The 13,790-nt window shown below is 72.8% G+C and carries 14 protein-coding genes; 9 read left to right on the plus strand and 5 right to left on the minus strand.

Features of this window, described 5'->3' with window-relative positions:
- Positions 1-33: 33 nt before the first annotated feature.
- Both AMK27_RS09735 and AMK27_RS09740 read left to right on the plus strand, forming a co-directional pair.
- A complete protein-coding gene (locus tag AMK27_RS09735; RefSeq protein WP_079188319.1) occupies positions 34-1,212 on the plus strand; it encodes an AI-2E family transporter in 1,179 nt (392 codons plus the stop codon).
- A 177-nt stretch (positions 1,213-1,389) separates the two neighbouring features.
- Positions 1,390-3,036: a glycosyl hydrolase family 8 gene (locus AMK27_RS09740; protein ID WP_073904766.1), complete on the plus strand. Its 1,647-nt coding sequence runs from the start codon at positions 1,390-1,392 to the stop codon at positions 3,034-3,036.
- On the opposite strand, the gene AMK27_RS09745 is transcribed toward AMK27_RS09740, so the two are convergent.
- Positions 3,013-4,716, minus strand: coding sequence for an FAD-dependent monooxygenase (locus AMK27_RS09745; protein WP_073904768.1), 1,704 nt, complete (start codon positions 4,714-4,716; stop codon positions 3,013-3,015). The two genes, AMK27_RS09740 and AMK27_RS09745, sit on opposite strands and share 24 nt — an antisense overlap.
- Positions 4,717-4,877: 161 nt before the next feature.
- On the opposite strand from AMK27_RS09745, the gene AMK27_RS09750 reads away from it, so the two are divergent.
- Together AMK27_RS09750 and AMK27_RS09755 are read left to right on the plus strand one after the other, a co-directional pair.
- On the plus strand, positions 4,878-5,339 hold the full coding sequence (locus AMK27_RS09750) for a hypothetical protein (protein WP_079188320.1): 462 nt from the start codon (positions 4,878-4,880) through the stop codon (positions 5,337-5,339).
- A 70-nt stretch (positions 5,340-5,409) separates the two neighbouring features.
- Complete coding sequence (locus AMK27_RS09755) at positions 5,410-5,892, plus strand: SAM-dependent methyltransferase (protein ID WP_073904769.1); 483 nt, start codon at positions 5,410-5,412, stop codon at positions 5,890-5,892.
- Between the two features lie 103 nt (positions 5,893-5,995).
- On the opposite strand, the gene AMK27_RS09760 is transcribed toward AMK27_RS09755, so the two are convergent.
- Together AMK27_RS09760 and AMK27_RS09765 are read right to left on the minus strand one after the other, a co-directional pair.
- The gene (locus AMK27_RS09760) at positions 5,996-7,336 is read right to left on the minus strand and encodes a carboxyl transferase domain-containing protein (RefSeq protein WP_073904771.1); all 1,341 of its coding nucleotides are present in this window, start codon (positions 7,334-7,336) and stop codon (positions 5,996-5,998) included.
- A gap of 240 nt (positions 7,337-7,576) precedes the next feature.
- Positions 7,577-8,035, minus strand: coding sequence for a cyclic nucleotide-binding domain-containing protein (locus tag AMK27_RS09765; protein ID WP_073904772.1), 459 nt, complete (start codon positions 8,033-8,035; stop codon positions 7,577-7,579).
- 175 nt (positions 8,036-8,210) lie between these two features.
- On the opposite strand from AMK27_RS09765, the gene AMK27_RS09770 reads away from it, so the two are divergent.
- From AMK27_RS09770 to AMK27_RS09790, 5 genes are all read left to right on the plus strand, one after another.
- On the plus strand, positions 8,211-8,906 hold the full coding sequence (locus AMK27_RS09770; RefSeq protein WP_073904774.1) for an alpha/beta hydrolase: 696 nt from the start codon (positions 8,211-8,213) through the stop codon (positions 8,904-8,906).
- A gap of 183 nt (positions 8,907-9,089) precedes the next feature.
- Positions 9,090-9,860: an amino acid ABC transporter ATP-binding protein gene (locus tag AMK27_RS09775; protein ID WP_073905919.1), complete on the plus strand. Its 771-nt coding sequence runs from the start codon at positions 9,090-9,092 to the stop codon at positions 9,858-9,860.
- 31 nt (positions 9,861-9,891) lie between these two features.
- Positions 9,892-10,761: a glutamate ABC transporter substrate-binding protein gene (locus AMK27_RS09780; RefSeq protein ID WP_073905922.1), complete on the plus strand. Its 870-nt coding sequence runs from the start codon at positions 9,892-9,894 to the stop codon at positions 10,759-10,761.
- A gap of 10 nt (positions 10,762-10,771) precedes the next feature.
- Complete coding sequence (locus AMK27_RS09785) at positions 10,772-11,437, plus strand: amino acid ABC transporter permease (protein ID WP_073904776.1); 666 nt, start codon at positions 10,772-10,774, stop codon at positions 11,435-11,437.
- The gene (locus AMK27_RS09790) at positions 11,434-12,348 is read left to right on the plus strand and encodes an amino acid ABC transporter permease (protein WP_073904777.1); all 915 of its coding nucleotides are present in this window, start codon (positions 11,434-11,436) and stop codon (positions 12,346-12,348) included. The genes AMK27_RS09785 and AMK27_RS09790 overlap by 4 nt, the downstream gene beginning before the upstream one ends.
- Positions 12,349-12,431: 83 nt before the next feature.
- On the opposite strand, the gene AMK27_RS09795 is transcribed toward AMK27_RS09790, so the two are convergent.
- Together AMK27_RS09795 and AMK27_RS09800 are read right to left on the minus strand one after the other, a co-directional pair.
- Positions 12,432-13,184: an anti-sigma factor gene (locus AMK27_RS09795; protein WP_073904779.1), complete on the minus strand. Its 753-nt coding sequence runs from the start codon at positions 13,182-13,184 to the stop codon at positions 12,432-12,434.
- Entirely contained in the window at positions 13,181-13,765 is a 585-nt protein-coding gene (locus AMK27_RS09800; RefSeq protein WP_073904781.1) for a sigma-70 family RNA polymerase sigma factor, read from the minus strand. Before AMK27_RS09800 ends, AMK27_RS09795 begins: the two co-directional genes overlap by 4 nt.
- Positions 13,766-13,790: the final 25 nt, after the last annotated feature.

The following is a 13,790-nucleotide window of genomic DNA, read 5'->3' on the forward strand; positions in this document are numbered from 1 at the left end:
GCGCGAGGCCGCCGCGGGTGGTAGGTCGGTGGGATGCAGCCAGGGACATCCACGACGGTCATGGTCAGCCCCTTCCTCCGCACGGCCGCCGCGTACGCGTGGCGGCTGCTCGTCGTCGGCGTACTGGTCTACAGCCTGTTCGCGGTGCTCGGGCGCTTCCACGAGATCGGCGTGGCCCTCTTCCTCGGGCTCGTGATCACCGCGCTGCTCCGTCCCGTCGCCGACGTCGTCGCCCGGGGGCTGCCCCGGCCCTTCGCCGTGGCGCTCACCCTCCTCGGCGGCATCGCGCTCGTCCTGGGCGTGCTCGCGCTGGTCGGGGAGGCGGTGGCGGGGGAGCGGACGACCCTCGTGCGCGAGTTCCGGGTGGGGGTCGGCCGGATCGAGGACTGGTTGGAGCGGCCGCCGTTCCGGCTGAACCCGGGGGCCCTCGGCGACCTCCAGGCCAGGATCGGGGAGTACCTCTCCAGCCATCGCTCGACCCTGGTCAGTACGGCCCTGAGCGGGGCCCACCATGTGGTGGCCGTGCTGACGACGCTGGCCCTGGCCGTGTTCTCCGCGGTGTTCTTCATCCACTCCGGCGACCGCCAGTGGGCCTGGTTCCGGAAGCAGCTGCCCGGGTCGGTCCGCGAGCGGGTGGCGGTGGGCGGGCGCGCCGCCTGGCGGACCTTCACCGGCTACACCCACGGGATCGTGCTCGTGGCGGCGGTGAACGCGGTGCTCGTCGGGATCGCCCTGTGGCTCCTCGGCGTGCCCCTCGCGGTGCCGCTGGCCCTGCTGGAGTTCGTCGCCGCGTTCGTGCCGCTGATCGGCTCGCCCATCGCGCTGGCGGTCGCCGCCGTCGTGGCGCTGGCCTCGCAGGGGCCCCTGGTGGCCGCGATCGTGATCGGGCTGATCGTGGTGATCGGCCAGATCGAGGGCCACGTCCTGCATCCGCTCGTCATGAGCTGGGCCGTACGGCTCCACCCGCTGGTGGTCGCGATCTCGGTCATCGCGGGCTCCATCGCCGCGGGCATCGTGGGCGCCGTGGTGGCCGTCCCCCTGGTCTCGGTGGTCTGGTCGGTGCACACGGCGCTACGGGACGCCCGCGCGGCGCGGCGAGAGGCCGGGGACGCGTTCACGGAGGGCGGTGCGGAGTCCACGGAGGGCGGCGCAGAGTCCACGGAGGGCGGTTCGGAGCCGACCGAGGGCGGTGCGGAGTCTCCGTCCGGCTGAACCCGTCCGCGACATCAGCGGCACCGTCAGATCCCCCCGCGTCGAGCGACGCCGACACCGTCCTCGCGTCCCGGTTGTGGTGCGGGGTCTTGCGCGGGCCTTCCGGTCTCTCTACTCTCCGGGCCAATGGTTAGGAACATTTCCTAACCATTGGCCATGGAGGGAAAGGGAGTTGTCATGCGTCGACGAAGCGTCTCGCTTCTCGGGCTCGCGGGTCTGCTGGCGTTGCCCCTGACGGTGCTGCCGCAGGCACAGGCCGCCGACGGTCTGGTGTCCACCGGAAAGGCGGTGACGGCCTCGTCCGTCGAGACCTCGGCCTTCGGGCCCGGTCTCGCGGTGGACGGCAGCGCGGCCACTCGCTGGGCGAGCCTCGAAGGAGTCGATCCGCAGTGGATCCGCATCGACCTCGGGGTGAATCACACGATCTCCCGCGTCAAGCTCAACTGGGAGGACGCGTACGGGAAGACGTACAAGATACAGACCTCGGCCGACGGTTCGACCTGGTCCGACGTCTACTCCACCACGGCCGGTGACGGCGCGACCGACGACCTGACGGTCTCCGGCAGCGGCCGCTACGTCCGTATGTACGGCACCGGCCGCGGCACCGCGTACGGCTACTCCCTCTGGGAGTTCGAGGTCTACGGCGCGCCCACCGGCACCGGGGGCGGCGGCGGCACGGCCGTCCCCTTCGGCAGCCACCTCAGGCCCTACGCCGCCGGCACGCTGAAGCCCTCCGGGTCCCAGGCCACCCTCGACCAGAAGGTCGTCGACTACTACAACAGGTGGAAGTCCGCCTTCGTCCGGCAGAACTGCGGCAACGGCTGGTACCAGATCATCTCGCCCGACGCCGACCACCCGTACGTCGCCGAGGCACAGGGCTACGGCATGGTCGTCGCCGCGACCATGGCCGGCGCCGACCCCGACGCGAAGAAGATCTTCGACGGCCTCGTCAAGTGGAAGATCGACCACCCGTCCGCCATCAACCCGAACCTGCTCGCCGCCGAACAGGACGTCAACTGCCGCAGCGTCAACGGCGGTGACGGCGCCACCGACGGCGACATGGACGTGGCGTACGGCCTGCTCCTCGCCGACAAGCAGTGGGGCAGCACCGGCACCTACAACTACAAGGACCTCGCGCTCAAGCACATCGCCGCCATCAAGAAGGACGAACTCAACCCGACGACCAAGCTCCTGAAGCTCGGCGACTGGAGCAGCTCCGGCGACCAGTACTACTACATCACCCGTACGTCCGACTGGATGGTCGACCACTTCCGCGCCTTCCGCACCGCCTCGGGCGACACGACCTGGGACGCCGTGCGCACCGCGCACCAGACCCAGATCTCCCGTCTCCAGTCGACCTACGCCTCCGGCACCGGACTCCTCCCCGACTTCGTCGTCGACACCAACACCACGCCGAAGCCCGCCCCGGGCCAGGTCCTGGAGGACCCCAACGACGGCGCGTACTGGTGGAACGCCTGCCGCACCCCGTGGCGCATCGCGGACGACGCGGTGACCAGCGGCGACGCCACGTCGCTCGCGGCCGCGCGGAAGCTCAACAGCTGGATCAAGACGAAGACCGGCGGCGACCCGAACAAGATCGCCATCGGCTACAAGCTCAACGGCACCCAGATCTCGGCGGGCAGCGAGGCGGCCTTCTTCGCCCCGTTCGCGGTGGCGGCGATGACCGACTCCGGCAGCCAGGCCTGGCTGGACGCCCTGTGGAACAAGATGCTGGCCACCCCGATCGACACCAGCAGCTACTTCTCCGCGAGCATCCAGCTCCAGGTCATGATCACGGCCTCAGGCAACCACTGGGTCCCGTAGCGGTACGGACAGCGTCCGGAGGCAGTCCGTCAGGGCCGCCGTGGTGGCGCCGAGCGGGAACCGGGCGGCGAGCTGCCCGTCGGGGCGCACGACGAAGCCGGTGTCGCCGTCGGGGAGGTAGATCCGCGCGAACTCCCCGCCGGCGTCCCGGTAGGCCGGAGCGCCCAGGTCGGGGGAGGTGTCCGGATCGGCCTCCCGGGGGAGCAGGGCGACGACGTCGAGCGGCAGCCGCTCGACGGCGACGGCCCTGGCCGCCGCCACCGCCCGCGCCAGCCCGGTGGCATCGGCCCCGTACAGCACGGCGACGTGTCCCGGCCGGTCGCGCAGGACGTCGAGCAGCCGCAGCGGGTAGACCGCGACCGGTGTGTCCAGACCGCCGCAGTCCGGGGCCAGATCTCCGGGCTGCGGCGCGTCGACCGGCCCGTACGGGGCGCCGGCGAGCGGGCCGTCCCGGTAGCCGACGAGGAGCTGGGCCTCACGGAGCAGCAGCGTCGTCAGATCGCCCGGGTCGTTCTCGAGGCCCCGGGTGGCGTGCCGCACGGTACGGCCGACGACCTCCTCGCCCACCGGGCGCCGCTCGGCGTCGTAACTGCCGAGCAGCGCGGGCCCGGCCTCGCCCTGCACCACGAGGGCGAGCTTCCAGGCCAGGTTGGCGGCGTCCTGGATGCCGGTGTTCATGCCCTGGGCGCCGGTGGGCGGGTGGATGTGCGCGGCGTCGCCCGCGACGAACACCCTGCCCTCGCCGTAGCGGCCGACGATCCGGTGGCTGATGCGGAAGACCGACGACCAGCGCAGCTGGGAGAGCCGGGCCGGGCCCGGGGCCAGCCGGTCGACGACGGCCTGCAGGTGGGAAAGGTCGGGGCCGCGACCGTCCTGGAGGCCGTGGGCGAGTCCGTCCGACGGGGAGCCGCCGCCCCGTGGCGGTCGCGCCCGCGCCGTGTCGGTCGGTTCGGCCAGCTCGGGCGGCACCTTCATCGACATCCGGTAACGGCCGTCGCCGGGCAGCGGGATGCACACGAGGACGTCGTCGAGGGACCCGTCGTCGGCCCGGTGCTCGCAGCGGAGCGCGTACCCCTGCGGCAGGTCCCACTCGGACTCGGCCACGACGTCGCCGAGCATGTAAGCCTCCGGGAACGCGCCGCCCTCGTACGACAGGCCCAGAGTCTTGCGGACGACGCTGTGGGCTCCGTCGCAGCCGATCAGATAGGGCACCCGCAGTTCCTCGGTGAGCCCCGACGCGCCGCGCAGCAGGGCGGTGACCCCGTCCGGGTCCTGGACGAACGAGACGAGTTCCGTCCCGCGCTCGATGTGCGTTCCGAAGCCGGCGACGTACTCCTCCAGGAGGCGCTCGGTCTCGTACTGCGGCAGGGCCGCGAAGCCGTACGGCACGTCGGGGGGCAGTTCGAGCGAGACACGCGCCGCCACCGCGCCGTTGACGTAGGTCAGTTGGCCGCGCATCGGGACGGCGGCCTCCAGGACCGACCGGATCAGGCCCATCCGGTCCCACAGCTCCAGGGTGCGCGGCTGGATCCCGACGGCCTTGGCGTACGGGAGCCGCGCCGGCAGCCGGTCGACGAGCCGGCAGCGCACCCCGTGCCTGCGGAGCTCGGCGGCGGCGCTCAGGCCGACGGGACCCGCGCCCACGATGAGTACGTCGGTGGTGGTGCCGGTGTGCGCCACGGGTGCCCTCCAGTGCCGGCCGGCTTCTCGCCAGGTTCCGTTCACCATGGTCACCCGCGGCCGCGGGTTCGGCGAGCCGTGCGGTGCGGACCGCGCACGGGCCCCGTGAGGCGCACCCGGCCTCCGGAACCGGCCCGCGGCGTCCGGCGTCCCTCCCGGGCATGAGCGAGAACCCCGCCACCGGTTCAGACGGCATCGGCCAGGTCACCGAGGGCGCTGACAGCGCTGACAGCGCTGACAGCGCCGACACCGACGGCGTCGACAGCGCCGACAGGGGCAGTGGGGCCGACGACGGCCGGGCCCAGGGCGCCGTCGGCTGCCTGCTCGCCGTCGGCGGGATCGCCGCCGCCGGGGTCTTCGCCCTGCCCCGGGCCGCGTACAGCATCGACGGCGGGTTCGAGGCGCACGCCAGGGACTGGAGCGTCATCCTCGTCGAGCTGCCCCTGATCCTGCTCGCCGGCCTGCTGGTCCCGCCGGTGGCCTGGGCGGCGGCGACACGGTGGCTCCGCCCGTGGGCGGCGTTCCTCGTGTGCGCCGCCGTGGTCGCACTCGGCCTCTGGGGGGTCTCGGTGGTGTGGCATCCGCGCCAGGGGCCCGATCCGGGGTACGGGCCCGGCATCTGACGGTTCTGCGGGCGGCGGTAGCGTGCCGGGCGGGAGTCCCTCCGGGGGCGCGGGAAGGAACGAGGAGCCCATGGCAGAGGAACAGATCCGCACGTCCGTCGTCTCCCATCCGGTGGGCCGGGTCGTCGGGGGCCGCGCGGAGGTCCGCGACGACGAGTGGGGCGACGTCGAGTCCGTCATCCGGCTGGACGCGGAGGCCTTCGGCCCCGAGGCGCTCGCCGGCCTCGACGCGTTCTCGCACCTGGAGGTCGTCTACCACTTCGACCGCGTACGACCGGACGCCGTGGAGACCGGAGCCCGCCACCCGCGCGGCAACACGGAGTGGCCGCTGGTCGGGATCTTCGCCCAGCGCGGCAAGAACCGGCCCAACCGGCTCGGACTCTCCCGCTGCGTGCTGGTGCGCACCGACGGCCTGGACATCCACGTACGCGGCCTCGACGCGGTCGACGGCACACCGGTCCTCGACATCAAGCCGTACATGGCCGAGTTCGCCCCGCAGGGCCCGACCGCCCAGCCGGCCTGGGCGGACGAGATCATGCGCAACTACTACTGAACGGCCGGGGCCGGGCCCGGCGCCGAGCCGTCCCGGGTGCCGTGTCCCGGGACCGGCCGCGGACCGGTCACGCGGGTGCGGTCGGCCCCTGAGGCCGCGGGCTTCAGTTCTCCACGACGCCCCGGACGACGCCCAGCTCCAGGAGGTCGCGCGGGCGCAGGCGGAGCCGGTCCGCCGTCGCGGCGGACTCCTCCGGCGGGCGCTTGAGGATCGACGCCGCGGCCTCCGGGGCGATCACCGAGAAGTAGCTGTCGGGAGTGGCCCACAGGTGGCCCGGGGCCGCGAGGGCGAGGGCGCCGCCCGAGCCGCCCTCGCCGACGAGCAGCGAGGTCACGGGGACGCGCGCGGTGGCGACGGCGGCGAACAGGTCGGCGATCGCCGGGCCGGCGCCGGCGCGCTCCGCCTCCGGGTCGTTGGCGGCCCCGGGCGTGTCGATGAGGGTGAGGACCGGTACCCCCAGCCGGTCGGCCAGCCGTACGAGCCGGGCGGCCGTACGGAACCCCGCCGGGCGGGTCGCGGTCCCGCACTGCGCCGCGTACGCCACCGTACGGCCGTCGGGGAGCCGTCCGAAGCCGCACCGCATCCCCGGATCGACACCCCCGGCACGGTCGCCCGAGATCTCCTCGCGGACGGAGAAGTACGCGTCGAGGTACGCGCCCGCCCGGGGGCGCTCCGGGTGCCGGGCCCGGGCCACCGCCTCCCGGCCGCTCGCGGCGGGCGGCGTGCCCGGGTCGCCGAGCGCGCGCGGCGGCGCCGCCCGGCCCGCGGCGGGACGCGTGAGCAGGGAGAGCCAGCGCCCGAGGACGTCACGGAGCGCGTCGGGCGCCACGATCGCGTCGACGTGGCCGTGCGCGAGCTGCGCCTCGGCGGTGTACGCGGCGGGGTCCGCGTCCGGCGGGCGGACCCGGGAACCGGCGAAGCCGACCTGGGCGCCGGGCAGCGCCAGCACCACATCCGATCCGGCGCCGAGCGTGGCCCAGCCGCCGCCCGTCGTCGGGTCCCGCAGGACGGCGATCTGCGGCAGCCCGGCGGCCCGGGTGAGAGCCGACTCGCCCGCGAGCAGCTGGAGTTGGAGCAGCGCCCGCATGCCCTCGTGCATCCGGCTGCCGCCGGTCGCCGGCAGCACGACCACGGGCAGCCGCAGCGCGCGGGCCCGCGCGTGGGCCGCGGCGACGCGCGCCCCCGTCCGCTCCCCGAGGGAACCGCCGAGGAACCCGAACTCGAAGGAGACCAGGACCGCCCGCACCCCGCCGATCCGACCCGTCCCGCAGACCACCGACTCGCTTTCGCCGGTACGGGCGGAGGCACGCGCGTGCGCGGCGGAGTAGCCGGGCCATCCCAGCGGCCCGTCGTCCGTCAAGGGCCCCTCCGCGCAGGGGAACTCGGTGAAGTCGTCGCCGGCGACGAGGGCGATCGCCTCGCGTGCCGTCGTCGGGTCGCTCATCGGGACCTCGCAGCTCGTCGACGGAGTTCTGGCCGAGGGCCCGCCCGCCCCGCGGTGAGCGCCGGGGACCGGACCCGCCGGTGCACCGTCACGGTAGCGTCCGGCGGTCCCGGGGTCCGGGCCCGCCCCCGCGTGGGGCCTTCCCGGCTCCGTGGCTCCCCGGCTCCGCGCCTCGGGCGCGGGCGCAAGGGCACGGCCGCGCGGTCTCCTCCGCACCGCCGTGGCGTGCCGTCCCGTCCGTCAGGCCAGGATGCCGCTCCCGTGCGGCGCGTACAGGTCGAGGAGCCGGACCCTGGTCACCTGGAGGCGGTGGGCCAGGATCGAGCCCACCCAGAACATGACCGAGGCTCCGAAGTCCGCGTCCGAGCGGCACATCGAGCGCACGGCCGGGGCGTCGAACTCCTGGGCCCGGACCGGGGTCATCGCCTCCGCCCCCGACTGGCAGAGATACGGCGGGAACAGCCACGACAGGCCCACCAGCTCGCCGTGGTGGAGGGTCTCGATCACCGGCGCCCCGCGCCCCGGCACCTTCGCGTCGAGCGTCACCGCGCCCGTCTTCACGATCCAGAACCGGTCGGCGTGCTGCTGCTCCTCGAACAGCCGGTGACCGGACTCGAAGTACACGTCCTCGGCGAAGGCCATCAGGCGTTCCCGGTGCTCCGGCGGCAACGTGCTGACCTTGGGTGCGGCACTGCTCATGGCGGACCCTCCTCACGCACTCGGCTCCCACCCCCAGTGTCCGCCAGCCCGCCCCCACGCGCGCGTGGTTCCGGCCTGACATGCGGGCCCACCTGCCCTCCCGTAGCGTGACCGCGGGGGTACGGGGCGGGGCAGGGGCGGGATCCCATTCCTCGCGCAGATCGGTACGGAACCCATGGCAGACAAGCCCGCGATCGTCCTCGTCCACGGCTTCTGGGGCGGCGCCGCCCACTGGGCCAAGGTGATCACCGAGCTCCACCGGCGCGGCCACGACCGGCTCCACGCCGTCGAGAACCCGCTCACCTCGCTCGCCGACGACGCCGAACGCACCCGGAAGATGGTCCGGCAGGTCGACGGCCCCGTCCTGCTCGTCGGCCACTCCTACGGCGGCGCCGTCATCACCGAGGCCGGCGACCTGCCGAACGTGACCGGTCTCGTCTACATCGCGGCCTTCGCCCCGGACGCCGGTGAGAGCCCCGGCCAGATCAGCCAGGAGAAGCCGCCCGCCGCCTTCGAGAACATCGCCCCCGACTCGGACGGCTACCTCTGGATCAAGCAGGACGCGTTCCACGACAGCTTCGCCCAGGACCTGACCCCGGAAGAGGCCCTGGTCATGGCCGTCACGCAGAAGGCTCCGCTCGGCTCCACCTTCGCCGACAACGTCACCGCCCCGGCCTGGCGGGCCAAGCCCACGTACTACCAGGTCTCCACCGAGGACCGCATGATCCACCCCGACAACGAGCGCCGCATGGCCGCGCGGATGAACCCGCGCAAGACCGTCGAGCTCGACGCGAGCCACGCCTCGCTCGCCTCCCGGCCAGTCGAGGTCTGCGACCTGATCGAACTGGCCGCCCGCGAGACCGCCTCCTGAGCGCGGCCCGGCCGCCGTCCGGCGGCTCGGGCCCCCCGTGGCCCCCGGCCGACCCGGCCGGGGGCCACGGCACGGTGTGCCCGCTCACTCTCCGTGCACCCCCTCCGGAGTGCGGGGGCCGGACGGAGGGCGGAGCATGAACGTGAGAAGGAGCGAAGCGGGGGCGTGAGCCAGGAGGGTGACATGCCCGTCCCGGAAGGTGGCGTCCCGGCAGGAGGCGACGAGCTCGTCGTGCTCCGCGGGGTGGACAAGCACTTCGGCACCCTGCACGTGCTCCAGTCCATCGACCTCACCATCCACCGGGGCGAGGTCGTGGTCGTCATCGGGCCGTCGGGATCGGGGAAGTCGACGCTCTGCCGCGCGATCAACCGCCTGGAGACCATCGACAAGGGGCGGATCGTCGTCGACGGACGCCCCCTGCCGGCCGAAGGACGGGAACTCGCGGCCCTGCGCGCCGACGTCGGGATGGTCTTCCAGTCCTTCAACCTCTTCGCGCACAAGACGGTGCTCGACAACGTCACCCTGGGCCAGATCAAGGTCCGCAAGAAGGACCGGAAGGCGGCCGAGCAGCGCGCCCGCGCCCTCCTCGACCGGGTCGGGGTCGCCTCGCAGGCGGAGAAGTACCCCGCTCAGCTCTCCGGCGGCCAGCAGCAGCGCGTGGCGATCGCCCGCGCCCTCGCCATGGAACCGAAGGTGATGCTCTTCGACGAGCCGACCTCCGCGCTCGACCCCGAGATGATCAACGAGGTCCTGGAGGTCATGCAGCAACTCGCCCGGGACGGCATGACGATGGTGGTCGTCACCCACGAGATGGGCTTCGCCCGATCCGCCGCCAACCGCGTCGTCTTCATGGCCGACGGCAGGATCGTCGAGGAGACCACCCCGGACGAGTTCTTCAGCAACCCGCGCAGTGACCGCGCCAAGGACTTCCTGTCCAAGATCCTCCACCACTGACACCACTGAGCAGCCCCCAGGGGTGATCCTCATGAACGCGACCAGGACCGGCAGGACGACCGTCAGCACCGGCAGGGCCACCGTGGCCGTCGCCGCGGCCGTCGTCCTCTCCTTCACCTCCGCGGGATTCGCGAACGGCGCGACCGGTGCCGTCCCCCGCGACCACGGCGGCGAGGAGATCACCGTCGGCATCAAGTACGACCAGCCCGGCATCGGCCTGAAGACCCCGGACGGCACGTACACCGGCTTCGACGTCGACGTGGCCACCTACATCGCCAAGCAGCTCGGTCACGACCCGTCCGACATCGTCTGGAAGGAGGCCAAGAGCGCCGACCGGGAGACGATGCTCCAGCGCGGCGACGTGGACTTCATCGCCGCCTCGTACTCGATCAACGACGAGCGGGCCAAGAAGGTCGACTTCGCCGGCCCCTACCTCCTCGCCCACCAGGACGTCCTGATCCGGGCCGACGACGACTCCATCAAGCAGCCGTCCGACCTCAACAACAAGAAGCTCTGCTCGGTCACCGGCTCGACGTCCGCCCAGAACGTCAAGGACAAGATCGCCCCGGACGCCCAGCTCCAGGAGTACGGCGGTTACTCCGAGTGCCTGACCGGACTCGAGAACGGCGTCATCGACGCCGTCACCACCGACGACTCGATCCTCGCCGGATACGCCGCGCAGAGTCAGTTCAAGGACAAGTTCAAGCTCGGCGGCTTCAAGATGAGCAACGAGAACTACGGCATCGGCGTCCAGAAGGGCAGCGAGCTCAAGGACAAGATCAACACCGCCCTGGAGAAGATGGTCGCCGACGGTTCCTGGGACGCGGCGGTGAAGAAGAACTTCGGCCCCGCGAACTACCAGAACGAACCCGCCCCCGAGATCGGCGTCATCGTGAAGTGAGCGGGTCGTCGTGTTCGACTTCCTCCAGGGGTACGACCTGCTCGGAGCCTTCTGGGTGACGGTGCAGCTCACCGTCTACTCGGCGATCGGCTCCCTCGTCTGGGGGACGCTGCTGGCGGCGATGCGCGTCAGCCCCGTCCCCCTCATGCGGGGCTTCGGCACCGTCTACGTCAACATCGTCCGCAACATCCCCCTCACCGTCATCATCGTCTTCACCTCGCTGGGCCTGTTCCAGACCCTCGGCGTCAGCATGGGCGCCGACCGGTTCACCACGATCAACTTCCGGCTCGCCGTCCTCGGCCTCACCGCCTACACCAGCGCCTTCGTCTGCGAGGCGCTGCGCTCCGGCATCAACACCGTGCCCCTCGGCCAGGTCGAGGCCGCCCGCGCCATCGGGCTCAGCTTCCCCCAGGTCCTGCGCATCGTCGTGCTCCCGCAGGCCTTCCGCTCCGTCGTGGGCCCCCTCGCCAACGTCCTCATCGCCCTCACCAAGAACACCACCGTGGCCGCCGCCATCGGCGTGGCCGAAGCCGCCCTGCTGATGCGGGAGATGATCGAGAACGAGGCCCAGCTCATCCTCATCTCCGCGATCTTCGCCGTCGGCTTCATCTGCCTGACCCTGCCCACCGGCCTGTTCCTCGGCTGGGTGGCCAAGAAGGTGGCGGTGAAGCGGTGAAGACCAGGCCCACCGTCCTCTACGACGTCCCCGGCCCCCGCGCCCGGCGCCGCAACCTCCTCTGGACGCTGCTGTTCCTGCTCGCGCTCGCCGCCGTCGTGTGGTGGGTCGTGGCGGGCCTCGCCGCCAAGAACCAGCTCGAATGGTCCAAGTGGGCCCCCTTCTTCACGGACGCCCGGGTCTGGGAGACGTACCTCCTGCCCGCCCTCGAGAACACCGTGATCGCCGCCGGACTCTCCATGGTGATCGCGCTGCCCCTCGGCGCGCTCCTCGGCATCTCCCGCCTCTCGGACCACCGGGCCGTACGCGGCGCGGCGGGCACGGTCGTGGAGTTCTTCCGCGCGATCCCCGTCCTGATCCTCATGCTCTTCGCCAACGCGGCCTACTCCGAGTTCACCGACATCAGCCCGGAGACCCGTCCGCTGTACGCCGTCGTCACCGGCCTCGTCCTCTACAACGCCTCCGTGCTCGCCGAGGTCGTCCGGGCGGGCATCCTCGCCCTCCCCGCGGGACAGACCGACGCGGCGAAGGCCATCGGCATGCGCAAGGGCCAGACCATGGCGTACGTGCTCCTCCCGCAGTCGGTCACGGCCATGCTGCCCGCGCTCGTCAGCCAGCTCGTCGTCATCGTCAAGGACACCGCGCTCGGCGGCGCCATGCTCGGCTTCTCCGAGCTCCTCGCCTCCGTCCGCCCGATGAGCGCCAACTACGGAGCGAACACGATCGCCTGCTTCACCGTCGTCGCCGTCCTCTTCGTCATCCTCAACTTCGCGCTCACCACCTTCGCCTCCTGGCTCGAAGGCCGGCTGCGGCGCGGCAAGAGGTCCACGGGCGCGGTCGTCGGAGCGGAGGCGGTGGAGGAACTGGCCACGCCCGGTGAGCACGCGGGCCCGACCGACCGGACCCCATGAACCTCCGGGCGGGGCCCTGCGGGCCGCGCGGGGCGGGGGCACGCGTGCGCGTGTGCGCGTGCCCCCGTGCGCCCTCCCCCGGGTCAGGCCCGGGGGAAGGCGAGCACCGCGACCGGAGCGGAGGTCGGACTCGGCGAGCCGCCGGCGGGTTCGACGGTGACTCCCACCCCGGACGCCCGGTCCACGGGACCGTCGAGGAGGGTCGCCTCCGCGGTGGCCCCCGGGTCCATCAGCCCCGCGGACCGCATGGTGCCCTCGTCGTCGTACCAGAGCTGGTAGACCTTGCCGGCCGGTGGCGGCGCCATGCCGGAGGCGGCGAACACCGCCCGGTCGAGCGAGGCCGACACGACGACCGTGCCCACGGCGCCGCCTTCGAGCCGGCTGGTGGAGACCCGGGCGTCCGGGGCCGCGAGGACCTCGGCGACGGCGTCGTTCGCCTGGCGTGCGCGGCTCGTCTCCTGCCGGGCGTCCTCGGCGAGCCCGTGCTGCCAGGCCGCGACCCCGCCGAGCCCGACCGCTCCGGCGAGACAGGCCGCCAGCGCCCAGTGCGACCACCGGCGCAGGCCGCGCCGCCCGCGCGGGGCCCGCACGGCCCTCGTCGCCGGCGGTTCCTGGCGTACGGTCGCGATCCGCTCCATGACACCGGTCCGCAGTGTGGCGGTCGGCGTCACCGCGACGGCGAGGCCGAGCCGGACGACGGTCTCGGAGAACTCCAGGACCTCCTGGGCGCACGAGGGACACTCCGCCAGATGGCGCCGTACGGCCTCCTGCTCCTCGGGGTCCAGCGCGTCGAGCGCGTAGGCGCCGGTCATCGTGTGCGGATCCGCGGTGTTCACGCCCCCACCCCCAGACAGTCCCTGAGCCGGATGAGCCCGTCGCGCATCCGCGCCTTCACGGTGCCCAGCGGAACGGCGAGCAGTTCCGCCACCTCGCGGTAGGTGAGGCCCCGGTAGTACGCCAGATCCACCGACTGGCGCTGCAGCTCGGTGAGGCCCCGCAGGCAGCGCCGGACCTGCTCCCGCTCCAGCCGGCTCTCCACCTGCTCCACCACCTCGTCGTAGGCGGCCGTGTGCTCCAGCAGGGCCACCCGCTTCTCGCGGTTCGAGGCCGCCTGCTCGGACCGCACCCGGTCGACGGCCCTGCGGTGCGCGAGCGTCATGACCCAGGCCAGGACCGACCCCCGGGCGGGCTCGTAGCGGGCCGCGGTCCGCCACACCTCGACCAGCACCTCCTGGGCGACCTCCTCGGACTGGGCGGGGTCCCGCAGCACGGTGCGGACCAGGCCGAGCACCGGCCCCGAGACGGCCTCGAAGACGGCCGTGAAGGCCTCCTGGTCGCCGAGCGCCACGCGTCCCATCAGCTCGGGAAGGTCCGGAGTCGCGGGTCGGACGTCGCCGATCCACACGTTCTCTCTCACCTGCGGTCTCCTCCAGGAATCACTC

It is taken from the genome of Streptomyces sp. CB02009 (genome assembly GCF_001905825.1).
Lineage (GTDB): Bacteria > Actinomycetota > Actinomycetes > Streptomycetales > Streptomycetaceae > Streptomyces.